Consider the following 19,229-nt stretch of genomic DNA (forward strand, 5'->3'; position numbering starts at 1 on the left):
GTGACGAAGTCCACCGAGGAACGTGAAGTCTGGTTCCTGACCGGGAGCCAGGGGCTCTACGGGCCGCAGACGCTGCGCCAGGTCGCCGACCAGTCGCGGCAGATCGCCGCCGCACTGAACGACTCGGGCCTTCCCGTGAAGGTCACCTGGATGCCGGTGCTCACGGATGCCGCCGCGATCCGTCGGATCTGCCTGGAGGCCAACGCCGAGGACCGCTGCGCCGGCCTGATCACCTGGATGCACACCTTCTCGCCGGCCAAGATGTGGATCGCCGGCCTGGACGCCCTGAACAAGCCGCTGCTCCACCTGCACACCCAGGCCAATGTCGAACTGCCTTGGCACTCCATCGACATGGACTTCATGAACCTGAACCAGGCCGCCCACGGCGACCGGGAGTTCGGCTACGTCCAGTCCCGGCTCGGAGTCGCCCGCAAGACCGTGGCCGGCCACGTCAGCGACCCGGTCGTGACCGCCAGGATCGCCTCCTGGGCGCGGGCCGCCGTCGGCCGCGCCGAACTGCGCAGCCTCAAGCTGGCCCGCTTCGGGGACAACATGCGCGACGTGGCGGTCACCGAGGGCGACAAGGTCGAGGCGCAGCGGCGGTTCGGCGTCTCGGTCAACACCTACGGCGTCAACGACCTGGTGGCGGCGGTGGATTCGACCTCCGACGCCGAGGTCGGCGCGCTGGTCAAGGAGTACCAGGGGACCTACCGCCTCGCGCCCGAGTTGGACGCGGACGGCGCGCGGCACGACTCGCTGCGCTACGCGGCACGGATCGAGCTCGGCCTGCGCGGCTTCCTCGACGCCGGCGGCTTCAAGGCCTTCACCACCAACTTCGAGGACCTCGGCGGCCTGCGCCAGCTGCCCGGGCTCGCCGTCCAGCGGTTGATGGCCGACGGCTACGGCTTCGGCGGCGAGGGGGACTGGAAGACCTCGCTGCTGCTGCGCACCCTCAAGGTGATGTCCACCGGCCTGCCCGGCGGTACCTCCTTCATGGAGGACTACACCTACCACCTGGAGCCCGGGCGGGAGTTGATCCTCGGTGCGCACATGCTGGAGGTCTGCCCGAGCATCGCCTCCGGCACGCCCTCCTGCGAGATCCACCCGCTTTCCATCGGCGGCCGCGAGGACCCCGTCCGCCTGGTCTTCGATGCCGAGCCGGGCCCGGCCGTGGTGGTCGGCCTGGCGGACCTGGGCGACCGGTTCCGGCTGGTCGCCAACGAGGTCGACGTGGTCGAACCGGCCGCCCCGCTGCCCAACCTGCCCGTCGCCCGCGCCGTCTGGCGACCCCGCCCGGACCTGCGCACCTCCACCGAGGCCTGGCTGACGGCGGGTGCGCCCCACCACACAGTGCTCTCCAGCGCCCTCGGTGCCGAGGAGTTGGACGACCTCGCGGAGATGCTCAGGGTCGAACTCCTGCTGATCGACGCCGACACCACGGTCCGGCGGTTCACCAGGGAACTGCGCTGGAACCAGGCATACCACCGCCTGGCCCAGGGATTCTGAGCCCGGCGACGGGCCCTGGTCGGCGGGATCGGCTCCCGTGGCCAGGAAAGCCGCAGCCCGATCGAAGCGTCAATACGCGGTTGAAGCGAAACCCTGTTCCTACGCACCTACTTGACAGTCAGTCAGACGCGCTGCACTGTCTCCTCCCATGACACCCTCCCCGCGGACCGGCATCCCGGGGCCAGGATGTTAGCGCTAACACACCCACCCGTTCGCGCTCCCCAAGGAGAATCCCGAATGAAGATCCCCCATGCCTGGCGCCGCCTCCGGCGGCCACTGCGGACCACCGCCCTCGCCCGTGCGGCCGCCGCGGCGACCATCCTCCTCGGCGCGCTGGTCACCGCCGGCACCACGGCCGGGCCGGCGCAGGCCGCCACCCAGGGGCCGTGCGACCTCTACGCCGGCGGCGGCACGCCGTGTGTGGCCGCGCACTCCACCACGCGGGCGCTGTACGGCTCCTACGACGGCCCGCTCTACCAGGTGCGGCGCGCCTCCGACGCAACCACGGCGGACATCGGCGTGCTCGGTGCCGGCGGCTACGCCGACTCCGCCGCGCAGGACTCCTTCTGCGCGGGCACCACCTGCGTCATCACCGTCATCTACGACCAGTCCGGTCGGCACAACAACCTCACCCAGGCCCCCGGCGGCGGGGCCGCCCCCAATGCCGACAACCTGGCCAACGCCACCGCCGCGCCGATCACCCTGGGCGGGCACCAGGCCTACGGCGTCTACGTGGCCGCCGGCACCGGCTACCGCGACGACAACACCTCGGGCATCGCCACCGGCGACCAGCCGGAGGGCATGTACGCGGTCCTGGACGGCACGCACTTCAACGGCGGCTGCTGCTTCGACTACGGCAACGCCGAGACCAGCAACCACGACGACGGCAACGGCACCATGGAGGCCGTCTACTTCGGCGACATCAAGGTCTGGGGTTACGGCAGCGGCAGCGGACCGTGGGTGATGGCCGACCAGGAGAACGGCCTGTTCTCCGGCGTCAACGCCGGCTACAACGCCAACGACCCGAGCGTCAACGACCGGTTCCTGACCGCCATGGTCAAGGGCGAGCCCAACCAGTGGGCGATCCGCTCCGGCAACGCGCAGTCCGGCGGCCTGGCCACCGGCTACAGCGGAGCGCGCCCCAACGTCTCCGGCTACAACCCGATGCACAAGGAGGGCGCCATCATCCTCGGCATCGGGGGTGACAACAGCAACGGCTCCGCGGGCACGTTCTACGAGGGCGTGATGACCTCCGGCTACCCGTCCGACGCCACCGAGAACGCCGTCCAGGCCAACATCACCGCCGCCGGGTACGGCACCTCCAGCGGGGTCGCCAGTGGTGCGTTGCGGGCGGTGGGTGCGGGCAAGTGCCTGGACGTGCCGAACGCCTCCACCACGGCGGGCACCCAGGTGCAGATCTACGACTGCTGGGGCGGTTCGAACCAGACCTGGACGCACACCGCCTCCGACCAGCTCACCGTCTACGGCGCCAGCACCCAGCTGTGCCTGGACGCCTACGGCAGGGGCACCACCAACGGCACCAAGGTGGACGTGTGGCCCTGCAACGGCCAGACCAACCAGCAGTGGCACCTGAACGCCGACGGCAGCGTCACCGGCGTCCAGTCCGGCCTGTGCCTGGACGTCACCAACGCCTCCACCGCCGACGGCGCGCTCGCCCAACTGTGGACCTGCTCCGGCCAGACCAACCAGCAGTGGACCCTCGGCTGACCTGGCTTGACAGCACCAGTGTGAACGTTAACAATCTAGTTGAGCGTTCACATAAAGCTCCGCCGGCAGGCGTGGGTGCCCCCCAGCCTTCCCGCGCCCGCCGGCGGCCCACGTTCCGTTTTCTCGAGGCTACGGCGCCGCGCTCTACGCGCTCTGGGCACTCACCGTCGCCGCCACCGTACTCGTCGCCCCGGGATGGCGACCGGTGTACCTGCTCGGCAGCACACTGATCATCTCGATGGCCGGACTGGTCTTCGGGCCGAGAGCCAGCGCGCTGGCGGAGGCCGCAGCGCCCCGAGCCGCCCGCGGCCGCTATCTCGCCGCCTACCAGTACGCGTTCACGGCCGCCCAGATCGCCGCCCCCGGCCTGGTCGCGCTGCTTTCGACAGCCGCGTGGCTGCCGTGGCTGGTCGTGGCCGCCGCCTCAGTAGTCGCCGCAGTCGCCCTACGACTTCTGGCGCCGCACCTCCCGCTGCACGCGGTGACCGGCCGCGAGGCGCCCGACGAGGTCGCACAGACGCAGAAGCACGCCGCGGTCGACTGACCCGCACCCATGCCGTCAACGAGAGAAAGCAGGTGAACGGCGTGCTGAGCCCCCTCGACGGCCGTTACCGATCCATCGTCACGGAACTGGACGAACTGCTGTCGGAGGAGGCGCTGAACCGGGCGCGGCTCTCCGTCGAGGTGGAATGGCTGGTTCTCATCGCAGCCGAACAGACAGTGCGTCCCCTTCGCCCGCTCACTGCGGACGAGTGCGCCGTGCTGCGTTCGTTCGTCACCGACTTCGGAGCCGACCAGGCAGCGGAGCTGGGTGCCATCGAGCGCGCTGTCCACCACGACATCAAGGCCGTCGAGTACTACCTGAAGCGGAGGATGAAGCAGACCTCGATGAGCGATGTCGCCGAGTTCGTCCACTTCTGCTGCACGTCGGAGGACATCAACAACCTGGCGTACGGCATCCAACTGCGCAGGGCGATCGGTGACGTGTGGCTGCCCGCGGCGGCCGCGCTCGTCGGCCGGATCACGGAGCTCGCCGATCGGTACCGCGACCAGCCGATGCTCGGGCGGACCCACGGCCAGCCGGCCACGCCGACCACGGTCGGAAAGGAGCTGGCGGTGTTCGGCCACCGGCTGCGCAGGCAGCTGGAGCGGGTCCGCCGGCAGGAGTTCCTCGGCAAGTTCAACGGTGCCACCGGCACCTACGGAGCACACGTCGTGGCCTGCCCTGACGTCGACTGGGCGGCCGTCTGCGCGGACTTCGTCGAGTCGTTGGGCCTGACCTTCAATCCACTGACGACGCAGATCGAACCCCATGACTACATGGCCGAACTCTTCTGCGACATCGCCAGGTTCAACGGCATTGTGCACAACTTCGACACGGACATGTGGCAGTACATCGCCCTCGGATACTTTCGCCAGCCGGTCGACGCGGGATCGGTCGGTTCGTCCACCATGCCGCACAAGGTCAATCCGATCCGCTTCGAGAACGCCGAGGCGAACACCGAGCTGAGCAACGCCCTGCTTCGGTGCCTCGCCGAGAACCTGACCACCTCGCGGATGCAGCGTGACCTGAGCGACTCGTCGCTGCTGCGGAACATCGGAGCGGCACTCGGACACTCACTGGTGGCGATCGTGCAGAGCGACATCGGACTGTCAGGACTCGCGCTTGTGCCCGAAGCCCTCGACAGGGACCTCAGCGAGGCCTGGGAGGTCCTGGGAGAAGCGTGCCAGTCGGTCATGCGCAGGGCGGGTGTCAGCGAACCCTACGAACGGTTGAAGAGCCTCACCCGCGGGGCAGCGATCACGAAGCGCGAACTGCACGAGTTCATCAGCGCTCTGGAACTGCCGGAGCAGGACAAGTCGCTCCTCATGGCCCTGCGGCCGGCCGACTACGTCGGCCTGGCCGCCCGCCTGGTCGACGTCGTCCACAGAGGATGACCTCAGCCGGCGGTGAGGACCCGCACGTCCCACGGGCCAAGGTGCAGCTGCGTGCCCGTGGCGGCCGTGCTGCCGTCCAGGACGTCGGTCAGGTCGGTGGGGGCCAGCACGTCGGCGGGCTCCCAGCTCCAGTTGCACTCGAGCGCTGGCCCTGGTCGACTTCACCAATCCCGCCGCCAGCGCCTGGTACACCGACAAGCTGCGGCAGTTGCTGGGGCAGGGGGTGGACTGCTTCAAGACCGACTTCGGCGAGCGCATCCCCACCGAGGTCGTCTGGCACGACGGCTCCGACCCGCAGCGGATGCACAACTACTACACCCACCTCTACAACCGGGCCGTCTTCGAGCTGCTGCGCGAGGAGCGTGGTGAGGGCGAGGCGCTGCTCTTCGCCCGCTCCGCCACCGCCGGCGGCCAGCAGTACCCGGTGCACTGGGGCGGCGACTGCGAGTCGCACTTCAACGCCATGGTCGAGTCGCTGCGCGGGGGACTCTCGCTCGGCCTGTCCGGTTTCGGGTTCTGGAGCCACGACATCGGCGGCTTCGAGGGCACGCCGACGCCCGCGGTCTTCAAGCGCTGGGTGCAGTTCGGCCTGCTCTCCTCGCACAGCCGGCTGCACGGCAGCAAGTCCTACCGCGTGCCGTGGGACTACGGCGAGGAGGCCGTCGAGGTCACCCGCGAGTTCACCCTGCTCAAGCACCGCCTCGCCCCCTACCTGCAGCACGCCGCCCAGCGGGCGCACGCCACCGGCATCCCGGTGATGCGGGCCATGGTGCTGGAGTTCCCGCAGGACCCCGCGGCCGCCGCGCTCGACCGGCAGTACCTGCTGGGCGAGGACCTGCTGGTCGCCCCGGTCTTCACCGACGACGGCACGGTCGAGTACTACGTGCCCGAGGGGACCTGGACCAACTTCCTGACCGGCGCGCAGTTCACCGGCCCGCGCTGGGTCCGGGAGCAGCACGGCTTCCACACCCTGCCGCTGCTGGCCCGCCCGGACTCCGTCATCCCGCTCGGCGCCGACGACCAGCACCCGGTCTCCGCCTGGGCCGACGGCGTCGAACTGCGGGTGCACGCCTTCGCCGACGGGGCCGAACGCAGCGTGGAGATCCCGCGCACCGACGGCCCCGGCCGGACCGCCGTCTTCCGCCTGCGCCGCGAGGGCGACCGCCTGCGGGTGAGCACCGACAGCCCGCACCCGTGGCAGCTGCGCATCGGCGGCCCGGACGGCGTGCTGCACACCCGCCCGGCGGGCACCTCGGAGGCCGACCTCCCGTACCGGTTCTGAATTCCCCACACGCCGAAGGCGGGCTCCCGAGGGGACCCCGCCTTCGGCGTGTGCCGCGCTCAGGTGTGAGTACGTGCCACTGTCCGCCGACAGTGGCACGTACTCGGTCAGCGGGCGCCGAGCAGGTGCTCCAGGGCGAGCTGGTCGAGCTGCTCGAAGGCCATGCCGCGGGCGGCGGCCGCGTCGACGTCGAACTCCTCGAAGGCGGTGCGGTCGGCGAGCAGGCCGGCCAGGCCGTCATCGGCGGTGCGGGCGGCGAGTTCGGGCAGGCGCGAGGCCGCCAGCGCGGCCTGGGCCTCGGGATCGGCCCGGAAGGCGCGGGAGCGCTCGGCGAGCAGCAGGTAGTTGCGCATGCAGCCGGCGGCCGAGGCCCAGACGCCGTCGGAGTCCTCGGTGCGCGGGGGCTTGAAGTCGAAGTGCTTCGGGCCGTCGTAGCCGGCCGACTCCAGCAGGTCGACCAGCCAGAAGGCCTGGCGCAGGTCGCCGGCGCCGAACCGCAGGTCCTGGTCGTACTTGATGCCCGACTGGCCGTTGAGGTCGATGTGGAAGAGCTTGCCGTGCCACAGCGCCTGGGCGATGCCGTGCGGGAAGTTCAGTCCAGCCATCTGCTCGTGGCCGACCTCCGGGTTGACGCCGACCCGCTCGGGGCGCTCCAGCTCGTTGATGAAGGCGAGCGCGTGGCCGAGGGTCGGGAGCAGGATGTCGCCGCGCGGCTCGTTGGGCTTGGGCTCGATGGCGAAGCGCAGGTCGTAGCCCTGCTGCTCGACGTACTCGCCGAGCAGGTCGAAGGCCTCCTTGAGCCGGTCGAGCGCGGTGCGCACGTCCTTCGCGGCGCCGGACTCGGCGCCCTCGCGGCCGCCCCAGGCCACGTAGACCGAGGCGCCGAGCTCGGCGGCCAGGTCGATGTTGCGGATGGTCTTGCGCAGCGCGTAGCGGCGCACGTCGCGGTCGTTGGCGGTGAACGCGCCGTCCTTGAAGACGGGGTGGGTGAACAGGTTGGTGGTGGCCATCGGCACCTTGAGGCCGGCCGTGTCCAGGGCGGCGCGGAACCGCTTGACGGTCTGCTCGCGCTCGGCCTGCGAGGCGCCGAACGGGATCAGGTCGTCATCGTGGAAGGTGACGCCGTACGCGCCGAGCCTGGCGAGCCGCTGCACGGTCTCGACCGGGTCGAGGGCCGGCCGGGTGGCGTCGCCGAACGGGTCCCGGCCCTGCCAGCCGACGGTCCACAGGCCGAAGGTGAACTTGTCGGCCGGGGTGGGGACGAGGGGGGCGCTGGTCACTGCTGGCTCCGATCACTGCCTGGATATTTCCGCCCGGCACTTGTTTGTCAGGGCAGAAAACAAATTAGTTTGCCGAGGCGTCAGAAGGAACCCCCCAGACGGAGGAACGCATGCCAGTACAGCGAGTTGTGATCGGCGTCGACAGCTCCACCCAGTCCACCAAGGCCCTCGCCGTCGATGTCGCCACCGGGGCCGTGCTCGGTCAGGGGCGCGCCGCGCACACGGTCAGCGAGGGTGCCGGTCGCGAGAGCGACCCCGAACAGTGGTGGCGGGCGTTCGGCGAGGCGGTGGCCGGGACCGGGTGGGCGGACCGCGCGGTCGCCGTGTCGGTCGCCGGCCAGCAGCACGGGCTGGTCGCCCTCGACGCGGCGGGCCGGCCGGTCCGCCCGGCCCTGCTCTGGAACGACGTCCGGTCCGCGCCCCAGGCCGCGCAGCTGCGGGACGGGTTCGGCCGGGAGGAGATCGCCCACCGCACCGGCAGCGTCCCGAACGCCGCGTTCACCGCCGCCAAGTGGGCCTGGCTGCGCGCCAACGAGCCCGCCGCCGCCGACCGGGTCGCCGCCGTCCGGCTGCCCCACGACTTCCTGACGGAGCGCCTGACCGGCGAGCCGGCCACCGACCGCGGGGATGCCTCGGGGACCGGCTGGTGGGGCCCGGCCGGCTACGACCGGGAGATCCTCGACCGGATCGGCCTCGACCCGGCGCTGCTGCCGCCGGTCCTCGAACCGGGCACGGCGGTCGGCTTCGTCGGCCCCGGCCTGCCGCTGCGGCGGGGGGCGCTGGTCGCCACCGGGACCGGCGACAACATGGCCGCCGCGCTCGGACTCGGCCTGGCACCCGGTCAGCCGGTGCTCAGCCTCGGCACCTCCGGCACCGTCTACGCCGTCGGCCGCAGGCGCCCCACCGACCCGAGCGGCACCGTGGCCGGCTTCGCCGACGCCCTCGGCGGCTGGCTGCCACTCGCCTGCACGCTCAACTGCACCCTGGCCGTCGACCGCTTCGCCGCGCTCCTGGGGCGCGGCCGCGACGAGGTCGAGGAGGGCGGCACGGCGGTGGTGCTGCCCTACCTCGACGGCGAACGCACCCCCGACCTGCCGGGCGCCTCCGGCCTGGTGCACGGCCTGCGCCACGACACCACCCCTGGCCAGCTGCTCCAGGCCGCCTACGACGGCGCCGCGCACGCCCTGCTCACCGCGCTGGACGACGTGCTGGGCGCGGGGGGCGAGAGCCCCGACCAGGACGTACCGCTGCTGCTGATCGGCGGCGGCGCCCGCGGGCGGGCCTGGCAGCGGACCGTGCTGCGCCTGAGCGGTCGCGCCGTCCAGGTGCCGGCCGCCGAGGAACTGGTCGCGCTCGGTGCCGCCGCGCAGGCGGCCGCGCTGGTCACCGGGGAGCCGGCCGACGCCGTGGCCCGCCGCTGGCGGACCGCCGAGGGCCTGGTGCTGGAGCCGGTGGCGCGGGACGGCGAGGCGCTTGAGAGGATCACGGATACCCTGCGCCGGGCGGGAGCGTTGCAGGGCGCCCCGGAGCGGGACCAGTAGGAGGGCAGGCGCGAGGTGGCGGTCGGCGGAGTGAGCAGGCACCCGGAGGGCGGGCCGGCCTCGCAGCAGGACATGCGCCGGCAGAACCTCGCGGTGGTGCTCGGCACGATCGCCGGGCAGGGCCCGCTCACCGGGCTCTCCCGGGCGGACGTCGCCGGCCTCACCGGGCTGACCAGGGCGGCCGTCTCCTCGCTGGTCGACGAGCTGATCGGCCGCGGCGCGCTGACCGAGGCGGAGACCGCGCCGAGCGGCCGGGTCGGTCGGCCCGGCCGGGCGCTGGCCGTGAGCGACCGGGGACCGGCGGGTCTGGGGCTGGAGGTCGGCGTCACGCACCTCGGCGCGTGCGTCGTGGACCTGCGCGGCGAGCCCCGCGTGTGGCGGCGCGTGGAGCAGGCCAACGCGGGTCGGCCGGCCGGGGAGGTGCTGGCGGAGGTCGCCGCGCTGGGCGCCGAGGCGCAGGCCGAGGCGGCCGGGCTCGGACTGCGCGTCGAGGGCCGGGTGCTGGCCGTGCCCGGGGTGGTGCCGAGCGCCGAGCCGGGCCTGGTCGAGCACGCCCCCAACCTCGGCTGGCACGCCGTCCGACCCGCCGACCACTGGCCCGACCCGGACGCCGTGCCCGAACCGGAGAACGAGGCCAACCTCGGTGCACTGGCCGAGTACTGGCAGGCCGAGCACGACGCCGAGACCTTCGTGCACGTCTCCGCCGAGGCCGGGATCGGCGCCGCCCTGATCGTCGACGGGCAGCTGTTCCGCGGCGCCCGCGGCTTCGCCGGCGAACTCGGGCACATCCCCGTCCACCCGGACGGCCTGCCCTGCCCCTGCGGTTCGCGCGGGTGCCTGGAGCAGTACGCGGGCGAGGCGGCCGTGCTGCGCGAGGCCGGGCTCGCCGGGGCGGGGGACCCGGTCGCCCTGCTGGCCGAGCGGGCGGGGGCGGGGGACCCGGCGGCGCTGCGCGCGCTGGACCGGGCGGGCCGCGCCCTGGGTCTGGCCCTCGCCTCCGCGGTGAACCTGATCGACCCGGACGCCCTCGTGCTGGGCGGCGCCTATGCCGAGCTCGCGGACTGGCTGCTGCCGGCGGTCCGCGCGGAGCTGGCCGCCCGGGTCACGGTCCGGCCCTGGCCGCCCGGAGCCCTGCGCCCCTCGGCCCTGGGGCGGCGCGGCGCGCTGCTCGGCGCGGCCCTGCTGACGACCCGTCAGCTGATCGCCGACCCGACCCGGCTGCCCCTGGCCTGACCGGCCCGGGGGCGTCCCGGCCCGGCGTGCATAATGACCGGTCAGACGGCTCAAGCCCGGCGACCGGCTGCCCAAGGAGCCCGACCTGGCGGCGCAGCTGGGTCTCTCGCGCAACTCGCTGCGGGAGGCGGTGAAGGCCCTGTCGCTGCTCAACGTGCTCGACGTGCGGCAGGGCGACGGCACCTACGTGACCAGCCTGGAGCCCGCGCTGCTGCTGGAGGCGCTCACCTTCATCCTGGACCTGCACCAGGACGAGTCGGTGGTCGAGCTGTTCCAGGTGCGGGCGGTGCTGGACTCCGCGGCCTGCGGGCTGGCGGCCCAGTGGGCGACCGAGGAGCAGCTGGCCGAGCTGGCCGAGCTGCTCGACAGCCTCGGGCCGGACCCCACGGTCGAGGAACTGGTCGCGAACGACCTGGAGTTCCACCGCCTGATCGCCCGGGCCGGCGGCAACGCCGTGCTCGCCTCCCTGCTGGACTCGCTGGCGCACCGCACGGCTCGGGCCCGGATCTGGCGGGGCGTCACGCAGGAGCAGGCGGTGGAGCGCACCATGGCCGAGCACCGCGGGCTGCTCGACGCGCTGGTCGCGCACGACGTGGAGGCGGCCAGGGCGCGGGCGGCGGTGCACGTCGGCGGCGTGGTGGAGTGGGCGCGCAAGGCACTCTGAGTCGGCTGCGACCCGAGCGGCGCGAGGAGTACCTCGCCCTGCACCGGGACGCGGCGAAGAAATCTGAGTGGGCGGCAACCTTTTCGCGTCGGGCGACCACTGAGGGGTGAAGGGCGACGGCGCGCCGCGGTCAGCGCGCCCCGCCCGGCCGAACCCACACACTCCGATCGGGAGCCACACGTGTCAGCTGACGACCCGACCACCGCCGCGCAGCCCCTGCCCCGGGCCCGTACGCACCGCCGCGGCCGTGCCCTGCGCCGCATCGCGGCGGGGGCGGCGGCCACCCTGCTGGCCGGGGCCGGGGCCGGGGCCGGCGCGGGCGCGCTGGCGCCAGGGGCGAGTGCCGCGTCGACCGTCGCCGTCACCATCGACGCCGGCACCTCGCTGGGCACGGTGCCCAGCACCGGTGTCGGCCTCAACACGGCCGTCTACGACCCGAACATGAACGACCCCAAGGCGTCCTCGCTGATCAAGGACGCCGGCATCCGGGAGCTGCGCTACCCGGGCGGCTCGGACGCGGACGGCTACCACTGGCAGACCCGCACGCTCGCCGAGAACGGCTGGGTCGCGCCGGGCACCGACTTCGACAGCTTCATGGCCAACGCGAAGGCGATCGGCGCCCAGCCGATCATCACCGCCAACTACGGCTCCGGCACGCCCCAGGAGGCCGCCGACTGGGTCAGGTACGCCAACGTCACCAAGGGCTACGGCGTGAGGTACTGTGTCGCTCTCCTACGCCGGATACACCCCGGCCCTGGGTACGGTCGCCACCGTCGCCTACACCAAGGGCGCCACCGCCCTGACAACGGCGGTGCAGGGCACGGCGGCCGGTCAGACGCTGCCGCCGTACTCGATCACCACCCTCCAGCTCAAGCCCGCCTCGGCGACCGGCGCGGGCAGCCCGTCGCCCGCCGCCCCGCCGACCGCGGCGGCTCCCGTTCCCAGCGCCGCCCTGCCCGTCCCCTCCGCCACCGGCACGGTGGGCAGCCGCGCCCAGTCCGAGGCCGGCGCAGCCGTCGGCCGGCCCGCCCAGGGGAGCGCGGGCGCCGCGCCGACCGCCGAGCCGAGCGGGAGCAGCACGGCCGGCGGCCTGGCCTTCACCGGGATGGGCGCCGGGGTCCAGTACAGCGCCGTCGGCGGCCTGATCGCCGTCGCCGCCGGCTCGGTGCTGGTGCTGCGCGGACGCCGCCGCAGGGGCGCCCACGGCAAGTGACACCGCGTCAGGCCGACGGCCCGGCCGCCTCCACCGGGCGCGCCGGGCGGCCAGTACGGCGCGCCGCCGATCAGGCTGCGGCTGATCCGTGACGTCGAGGGCCCCTCACTCCTGCTTCTCGCCCGAGGCGAATCGGGAGACGGGAAACGCCGTCCCGCTTGCGGCGGTGCCCGGCGACGACCGCCGGTACCGGTTCCAGGCGGCGCCCGGCGGACGCTACCGGCTCTCCTTCCCGTCCGAGAGCTCACCGCCGTTCCGGGGATGCCAGGATGGTGATCACCGCTGACACCTCTCCTGGAGCCGACCCTGAACACGTTCTTCGCCGAGGCCCTGTCGGTCAGCCTGCTGGTGGTGGTGCTGGTCTGCGCCGTGGTGCGGCCGTGGGGCTGGCCGGAGGCGGTGGTCGCCGTCCCGGCCGCCGTCCTGGTGGTCGCCACCGGTGCCATCTCGCCGGCCCACGCCGGGGCCGAGGCCGCGCGGCTCGGTCCGGTGATCGGCTTCCTCGCCGCCGTGCTGGTGCTCGCCGAGCTCTGCGACGGCGAGGGCCTCTTCCACGCCTGCGGGGCCTGGATGGCCCGCAGCGCCGTAGGACGTCCGCGTCGGCTGCTGGTGCAGGTGTTCGCGGTCGCCTCGGTGATCACGGCGGTGCTCAGCCTGGACGCCACGGTGGTGCTGCTCACGCCGGTGGTCTTCGCCACCGCCGCCCGGCTCGGGGCCCGCCCGAAGCCGCACCTCTACGCCTGCACCCACCTGTCGAACACCGCGTCACTCCTGTTGCCGGTCTCCAACCTGACCAACCTGCTGGCCTTCACCGCCAGCGGGCTCGGCTTCACCCGGTTCGCGGCGCTGATGGCCCTGCCGTGGCTGGTGGCCATCGGGGTCGAGTACGTGGTGCTGCGGCGGTTCTTCGCGGCCGATCTGGATGCGGGCGCACAGGCGCCGGCGGGCGGGGCGGCACCCGAGATGCCGCTGTTCGCCCTGCTCACCGTCGCCGGCACGCTGGCGGGCTTCGTCCTCGCCTCGGCGATCGGGATCAACCCGGCCTGGGCCGCGCTGGCCGGTGCCCTGACGCTCGCGGTGCGGGCCCTGACCCGGCGTCGAACCACGGTGACCGCCATCGGGCGGGCCGCCGCCGTACCGTTCCTCGCCTTCGTGCTGGCGCTCGGGATCGTGGTGCGCGCGGTGGTCGACAACGGGCTCGCCTCCGGGCTCGCGCACCTCGTGCCGCACGGCACCGCGCTGCCGGCGCTGCTCGGCACCGCCGCCCTGGCCGCCGTCCTGGCGAACGTGATCAACAACCTGCCCGCCACCCTCGTCCTGCTGCCGCTCGCCGCCCCGGCCGGACCCGGCGCGGTGCTCGCGGTGCTGCTGGGGGTCAACATCGGCCCCAACCTGACCTACGCCGGTTCCCTGGCCACCCTGCTCTGGCGGCGCATCGTGCACGAGCACGACACCGACGTCCCGCTCGGCGAGTTCACCCGGCTCGGACTGCTCGTCGTGCCACCGGCGTTGGTGCTGGCTGTGGTAGCACTGTGGGGATCGCTGCAGATCGTCGGAGGGTGAGGCCGTGGCCGTCGTCGTGTGGATCGCCGAGGGTACCTGGCCCGCCTGCGTCGAAGCCGCCCGCGTGCACGCCGCTCAGGGCGCCGAGATCGTCCTGCTGCACGTCACCGGCACCGAGGTGCCCGGGGTGGCGCACGGTGCGTTCGCCGGACTGCTCGGGCGCGGGCATCCGAAGGGGCAGCACCAGAGCGGGGGTTGGGGGAGCGACCCGGGCACCCGCCTGGAGGACCTGGCCGCCGACTCCTCCCGGCAACTGCTCCAAGCCGCCGCCGAGCTGCTGGGACGGCCCTGTGTCCAGGTGGCGCGAACCGGCCGGATCGAGCGCGAGGTGGTGGCCGCCACGGAAGGCGCCGACCTGCTCGTGCTCGCCCGGGACGGCGACCGCACCCACCTCGGGCCGCACAGCCTCGGCCCCGCAGGGCGCTTCGTGGTCGACCACGCCGCCTGCCCCGTCCTGCTGGTCTGGCCCGGAGCGGCCCCCGCCGGCCCACCCCCGCCCGCTCCGCCACGACACCGGTAGGGGAGACGGCCGTGCCGCCGGTCTGGTGTGCGTGGCGGTGGCCGACGCGTACGGCGCGGCCACCGCCAGCCGGAAGATCCTCTTCGTCCAGACCGTTCCGGCCTGATCGGGCTCGCCCTGGTGCTGGCGAGCTACTACTGACGCCGCGCCGTCAGGGCACGACGACCAGCTTCCCCCGGGTGTGGCCGGTGCGGCTGGCGTCGAAGGCCTCGGCCGTGCGCTCCAGCGGGAAGGTCTGGGCGACCTCGACGGTCAGTGCTCCCCGGTCCACCGCCGCGGCGAGTTCGGCCAGCTTGGCGCCGTCCGGGCGGACCCAGATCCAGTGACCGCCGTGCTGCTCCACACCCGGGTCGGCGACCGAGACGTGCCGGCCACCGTCGGCAAGGACCGTGAGCGTGGTCTCCAGTTGGCCGCCGACGAAGTCGGCCACGGCTGTCACACCGTCAGGCGCCAGCGCCCGCACCCGCTCGACCAGGCCGTCCCCGTAGCTCACCGGCTCGCCGCCCAGCTCGCGGATGAACGCGTGGTTGCGCTCCGAGGCGGTGCCGATCACCCGGGCGCCGCGGTCCCAGCCGAGCTGCACCGCCAGGCTGCCCACGCCGCCGGCCGCGCCGTGCACCAGTAGCACGTCACCGGACCCGACCCGGAGTCGGTCCAGGCTGCGCAGTGCGGTCAGGCCGGCCAGCGGCAGCCCGGCCGCCTGTGCCCAGTCGAGTGCGGCGGGCTTGCGCGCGACCGACGGCGCGGCGACCGCGACGTACTCGGCGAAGGTGCCGCCCTGCACCGCGTCCTTGCGGGCGTAGGCCATCACCTCGTCCCCGGGCGCGAACTCGGGCGTGTCGGGGCCGGTCCGGGTCACCACGCCGGCCACGTCCCAGCCGGGGATGACGGGGAAGACGGTGTCCATCATGCCGTCCAGGCCGCCGGCCATGACCTTCCAGTCGACCGGGTTGACGGCCGCCGCGCGGACCTGGATCAGCACCTGCCCGGGGCCGACCTTGGGATCCGCGACCTCGCCGTACCGCAGCCGCGAGTTGTCCGGGGCGTACGAGTCGTAGGTCACCGCGTGCATGAACCAACCTCCAAGGTGCCGTTGTCTCCGGCGTGCCGTCTCCGCAAGGGCGGGCGCCACCGGTCACGCTATGCCGCCGATGGACGCCCGGCGCAACCGACAGGCCGTGAGGTCGTCGGGCCGTCAGGGCGGCTCGGAGGCCGACTCCTCGGGGTCGTCCAGCCTGCGCCCGATCTCTGATCCACCATCAACTTCCGCTGTTCGTAGCGAAGTTCGTTCTTGACAGCGGTGTGCTCGATGTCGGTTCACGGCCCGATGGGCAGGACGGACGTGGGCTCGGTGACCGCCAGATGTTCCCCGGTGGGTGTCAGGTTCCCCGATGACGGGTCGCGGTGGAAAGCCGTGAGCGTGTCGGAGCCCTGGTTGGCACTGCCGATGATCAGCGAGCCACCGGTCGTCGTGGTCGGCGGTGGTTCAAGAGGAGGTCTGCTCTCACTCGTCGGTTCTGTTGCCGGGGTCCGGCGCGGGTCCGCCGGATGACGATCCGGCGGACCCGCGCCGACGCGTTGCGACCCGTCCGGGTCAGCTGCTGAACACCTCCAGGGAGTAGAGCGAGTAGCTCCACTGGGTGGCGCGCGCGGTGCCGTACATCCGCACGTACCGTCCGGAACCGGACAGGCCGCTGATGTTCTCCATGCCGCCGCCGCCGCCGCCGCCGCCGCCGCTGCCGCCGCTGCCGCTGGTGGTGGTGTAGACGCTGTAGCCGGCCAGCAGGTGCGCGTAGACGGTCTGGTTGGTGAAGGTGAAGCCGTACTGGCCCTCCACCGGGTTCCACGGGCCGCCGCGGGTGCTGTAGAGCGCCTCGCTGTTGGCGCTCAGGAATCCGCCGACCTGTCGCAGCACCGCCGCCTGCTTGCTGGGAACCGTACCGGTCGCGTCCGGGCCGACGTTGACGATCACGCACATGTCGCGGACGAAGGCGTTGACGAAGACGGCCATGGCCTGGGGGAAGGACATGGCGACGTCTCCGTCGTACCCCCAGGTGGTGCCGGAGATGCTGAACGCCTTCTGGACCAGGCGGCCGAACCGGATCGGCCCGGTCGAGACGTACCCCCCTCCTCGATGTCGTAGTCGCCCACCCATCCCGAACGCGAGTTGGACACGGCGTTCGGCTGGTGCCGGCGCACCAGGCCGGTGAGGCCCAGCGGCTTGCCGGTGCTCGATTCGTTCTCGCCGTACGCGGCGTCGACCGGCCAGCTGTTGCCGGGGTCGCGGTACTGGCCGGGCTCCCAGAAGAAGGACCCCGACGCGTCGGTGCCCTGCTGCGCCAGCCAGCCGCCGTCCCACCAGAAGTCGTCGACCGCGCCGTAGTCGGTGACCAGTTTTCCTTCACGGACTGGTACACCTCGTTCTTCATGGTCCGGGCGTCCTCGTGGTAGTCGAAGCCGGCCGGGTCGGTGCCCTCGTAGTTCCACGGGTACAGGCTGTTCGGCAGCACGCAGTCGGAGGCGAGCGCGGGGCTCGGCGGCTTCGCGCCGGTGACGTCGTAGTAGCCGGGGTAGCGCCAGTCGATGGGCGAGTAGTAGAGCCCGACCCGCAGGCCCGCTGCGCGTACGGCGTCCACGTAGCCCTTGACGAAGTCCGTGACCGGCTTCGACGACGGCCCGGCACACTCCGTTCCGGCGGCGGGCACCCTTAGTCCCGGCCCGGCCCCGGCCCCGGCGGCGCGGCCGGCCGCAGCCGGATCGGCCGGAGCAGGGACCAGGTTGCGAAGGCCGCCGCGCCGATCAGCATGCCGATCCCGACCCACAGGTTGACGTTGGTCCCGGCAGCCCGGTCCAGGTCGGCCTGAGAGGTGAAGGCCGCGCCCATCACGGTCAACACGACGCCGTAGACGGCGAACAGCAGCGCGAGGATCCACCGGAGGTCGAACAGGCCGACCCCCCGGGGCTTGTGGAGTTGATCGGTCATGGGCGGGCGGCTCCTCACCAGAAGATGATGTCGAGTACGACGGCGAGGGCCAGCGCCCCGCTCCCGAGCACCACGGGCTTGCGGTACCAGCCGTAGTCCTCGGCGAGGCGGGTGCTCTTGAGGGTGTCCCGCGGCGTCAGCGACCAGACCAGGCCGACCAGCTCACTGTCCGGTTTGGGCGCGGTGCGCAGTGAGACCGCGACGCTGACCGCGATGTCCATGACGAAGGCGGCGCTCGCGGCGACGAAGCTGGGGCCCTGCCCGGACATGTGCAGAACGCCGTGCCGGTTGAGCTGGTCCACCGTCACGGCCGAGGCGGTGCCGACGATCAAACCGACCCCGCCGGCCATCGGGGTCATGCGCTTCCAGAACATGCCCAGGATGAAGGTCGCGAACAGCGGCGCGTTGAAGAAGGAGAACAGTGTCTGCAAGTAATCCATGATGTTGTTGTAGCCACTGGCGATGAACGCGGTGCCGATCGCGATCACGCAGCCGAGTGCCGTGGTGAGCCGGCCCACCCGCAGGTAGTAGGCGTCCGGCCGGTCCCTGACCACGTAGGTCTGCCAGATGTCGTAGGTGAACACCGTGTTGAACGAGCTGACGTTCGCCGCCATGCCGGCCATGAACGCCGCCAGCAGCCCGGTGATCGCCACGCCCAGCATGCCGTTCGGGAGCAGGTCGCGGATCAGCAGCTCGATCGCGTTGTTGTAGGTCACGCCGTTGGCGAGGGTCCCGCCGCTGGCCTTGTAGGCGGCCAGCTCCGGGGAGAGCACCGCAGCCAGCATGCCGGGGATCACGATGACCAGGGCGATGAGCGCCTTCGGGTAGGCGCCGATCAGCGGGGTGCGGCGGGCGGCGGACATGTTCCTGGCCGCCAGGGCGCGCTGCACCTCGGCGAAGTTGGTCGTCCAGTAGCCGAAGGACAGCACGAAGCCGAGGCCGAACACGATCCCCAGGACGGAGAGCGTGGCGTTGGCGATGCCGGTGAGGTTGCTGCCCGGCCAGGCGTGCAACTGCTCGCTCGCGTCGGTGTTGGCTGCCATGATCCGGTGCGTCAGGCCGTTCCAGCCGCCCGCCTTGTGCAGGCCGACCAGGGTGATCGGGACCAGCATCGCCACGATCACGAAGAACTGCATCACCTCGTTGTAGACCGCGGCCGAGAGCCCGCCCAATGAGGTGTACGCGAGGACGATGACAGCCGCGACCACGATGGAGACCCAGAGCGGCCAGCCGAGCAGCAGGTTCACCACGGTGGCCAGAGCGTAGAGGTTCACGCCGGCGATCAGCACCTGTGCCAGCGCGAAGCTGATCCCGTTCACCAGGTGCGCGAACCGGCCGAAGCGGCGGAGCAGGAACTCGGGCACGCTGCGGACCTGGGAGCCGTAGTAGAAGGGCATCATCACCAGGCCGAGGAAGACCATGGCCGGGATCGCGCCGATCCAGTAGTAGTGCACGGTCGGGATGCCGAACTGGGCGCCGTTGGCGGTCATCCCGAAGATCTCGACCGCACCGAGGTTTGCCGAGATGAACGCCAGGCCGGTCACCCAGGCGGGCAGCGAGCGCCCGGAGAGGAAGAAGTCCAGGCTGGAGGAGACCGATCGGCGGGCGAGCGTGCCGATGCCGAGCACCAGCGCGAAGTAGACGAGCAGCAGGGCGTAGTCGACGGGTCCGGCGTCCAGCCGGAGGCTCGCCGTGGCAAGGGCGTTCACTGCGGCCTCGATCCGTTGTGTGACATGTCTGCGCTGCCAGACTTCTAGCAGCGGCGCAGGCACCAGTGC

The 19,229-nt window shown here is 72.4% G+C and carries 14 protein-coding genes and 3 pseudogenes; 11 read left to right on the forward strand and 6 right to left on the reverse strand.

Features of this window, described 5'->3' with window-relative positions:
• The 4 genes from araA (at position 1) to purB (ending at position 5,172) form a co-directional block, all read left to right on the forward strand.
• Positions 1 to 1,506 (forward strand): L-arabinose isomerase, encoded by a 1,506-nt coding sequence (araA, locus tag P3T37_RS34530; RefSeq protein WP_280727908.1) that lies wholly within the window; start codon positions 1 to 3, stop codon positions 1,504 to 1,506.
• Positions 1,507 to 1,743: 237 nt separating this feature from the next.
• Positions 1,744 to 3,234, forward strand: coding sequence for an arabinofuranosidase catalytic domain-containing protein (locus P3T37_RS34535; RefSeq protein ID WP_280727909.1), 1,491 nt, complete (start codon positions 1,744 to 1,746; stop codon positions 3,232 to 3,234).
• Positions 3,235 to 3,439: 205 nt separating this feature from the next.
• On the forward strand, positions 3,440 to 3,778 hold the full coding sequence (locus tag P3T37_RS34540; protein WP_280727910.1) for a hypothetical protein: 339 nt from the start codon (positions 3,440 to 3,442) through the stop codon (positions 3,776 to 3,778).
• Between the two features lie 41 nt (positions 3,779 to 3,819).
• Positions 3,820 to 5,172 carry an adenylosuccinate lyase gene (purB, locus tag P3T37_RS34545; RefSeq protein WP_280727911.1) on the forward strand — a complete coding sequence of 451 codons (1,353 nt, stop codon included), beginning with the start codon at positions 3,820 to 3,822 and terminating at the stop codon, positions 5,170 to 5,172.
• 2 nt (positions 5,173 to 5,174) lie between these two features.
• On the opposite strand, the pseudogene P3T37_RS34550 reads toward purB, so the two are convergent.
• Positions 5,175 to 5,294, reverse strand: a pseudogene (locus tag P3T37_RS34550) (Beta-galactosidase C-terminal domain); the annotation flags it as partial.
• Between the two features lie 23 nt (positions 5,295 to 5,317).
• On the opposite strand from P3T37_RS34550, the pseudogene P3T37_RS34555 reads away from it, so the two are divergent.
• Positions 5,318 to 6,454: pseudogene (locus P3T37_RS34555) on the forward strand (TIM-barrel domain-containing protein); the annotation flags it as partial.
• Positions 6,455 to 6,561: 107 nt separating this feature from the next.
• On the opposite strand, the gene xylA reads toward P3T37_RS34555, so the two are convergent.
• Positions 6,562 to 7,734, reverse strand: coding sequence for a xylose isomerase (xylA, locus tag P3T37_RS34560; RefSeq protein WP_280727912.1), 1,173 nt, complete (start codon positions 7,732 to 7,734; stop codon positions 6,562 to 6,564).
• 110 nt (positions 7,735 to 7,844) lie between these two features.
• Between xylA and xylB the strand changes: the two genes are divergently transcribed.
• From xylB to P3T37_RS34590, 6 genes and pseudogenes are all read left to right on the forward strand, one after another.
• A complete protein-coding gene (gene xylB / locus P3T37_RS34565; RefSeq protein WP_280727913.1) occupies positions 7,845 to 9,275 on the forward strand; it encodes a xylulokinase in 1,431 nt (476 codons plus the stop codon).
• 72 nt (positions 9,276 to 9,347) lie between these two features.
• A complete protein-coding gene (locus P3T37_RS34570; protein WP_280727944.1) occupies positions 9,348 to 10,508 on the forward strand; it encodes an ROK family protein in 1,161 nt (386 codons plus the stop codon).
• Between the two features lie 49 nt (positions 10,509 to 10,557).
• Positions 10,558 to 11,172, forward strand: a pseudogene (locus tag P3T37_RS34575) (FCD domain-containing protein); the annotation flags it as partial.
• A gap of 721 nt (positions 11,173 to 11,893) precedes the next feature.
• Positions 11,894 to 12,385, forward strand: a complete 492-nt coding sequence (locus tag P3T37_RS34580) for a hypothetical protein (protein ID WP_280727914.1) — start codon at positions 11,894 to 11,896, stop codon at positions 12,383 to 12,385.
• A 306-nt stretch (positions 12,386 to 12,691) separates the two neighbouring features.
• Positions 12,692 to 13,948 (forward strand): SLC13 family permease, encoded by a 1,257-nt coding sequence (locus P3T37_RS34585; RefSeq protein ID WP_280727945.1) that lies wholly within the window; start codon positions 12,692 to 12,694, stop codon positions 13,946 to 13,948.
• 4 nt (positions 13,949 to 13,952) lie between these two features.
• Positions 13,953 to 14,468 carry a universal stress protein gene (locus P3T37_RS34590; protein ID WP_280727915.1) on the forward strand — a complete coding sequence of 172 codons (516 nt, stop codon included), beginning with the start codon at positions 13,953 to 13,955 and terminating at the stop codon, positions 14,466 to 14,468.
• A gap of 151 nt (positions 14,469 to 14,619) precedes the next feature.
• Here the strand turns inward: P3T37_RS34590 and P3T37_RS34595 are convergent, their stop codons facing one another.
• The 4 genes from P3T37_RS34595 to P3T37_RS34610 form a co-directional block, all read right to left on the reverse strand.
• Positions 14,620 to 15,540, reverse strand: coding sequence for an NADP-dependent oxidoreductase (locus P3T37_RS34595; protein ID WP_280727916.1), 921 nt, complete (start codon positions 15,538 to 15,540; stop codon positions 14,620 to 14,622).
• 522 nt (positions 15,541 to 16,062) lie between these two features.
• On the reverse strand, positions 16,063 to 16,497 hold the full coding sequence (locus P3T37_RS34600) for a hypothetical protein (protein WP_280727917.1): 435 nt from the start codon (positions 16,495 to 16,497) through the stop codon (positions 16,063 to 16,065).
• Between the two features lie 678 nt (positions 16,498 to 17,175).
• The gene (locus P3T37_RS34605) at positions 17,176 to 17,451 is read right to left on the reverse strand and encodes a hypothetical protein (protein WP_280727918.1); all 276 of its coding nucleotides are present in this window, start codon (positions 17,449 to 17,451) and stop codon (positions 17,176 to 17,178) included.
• 14 nt (positions 17,452 to 17,465) lie between these two features.
• Positions 17,466 to 19,160 carry a sodium:solute symporter family protein gene (locus tag P3T37_RS34610; RefSeq protein WP_280727919.1) on the reverse strand — a complete coding sequence of 565 codons (1,695 nt, stop codon included), beginning with the start codon at positions 19,158 to 19,160 and terminating at the stop codon, positions 17,466 to 17,468.
• Between the last annotated feature and the right edge of the window lie 69 nt (positions 19,161 to 19,229).

The organism is Kitasatospora sp. MAA4, from assembly GCF_029893355.1.
Lineage (GTDB): Bacteria > Actinomycetota > Actinomycetes > Streptomycetales > Streptomycetaceae > Kitasatospora.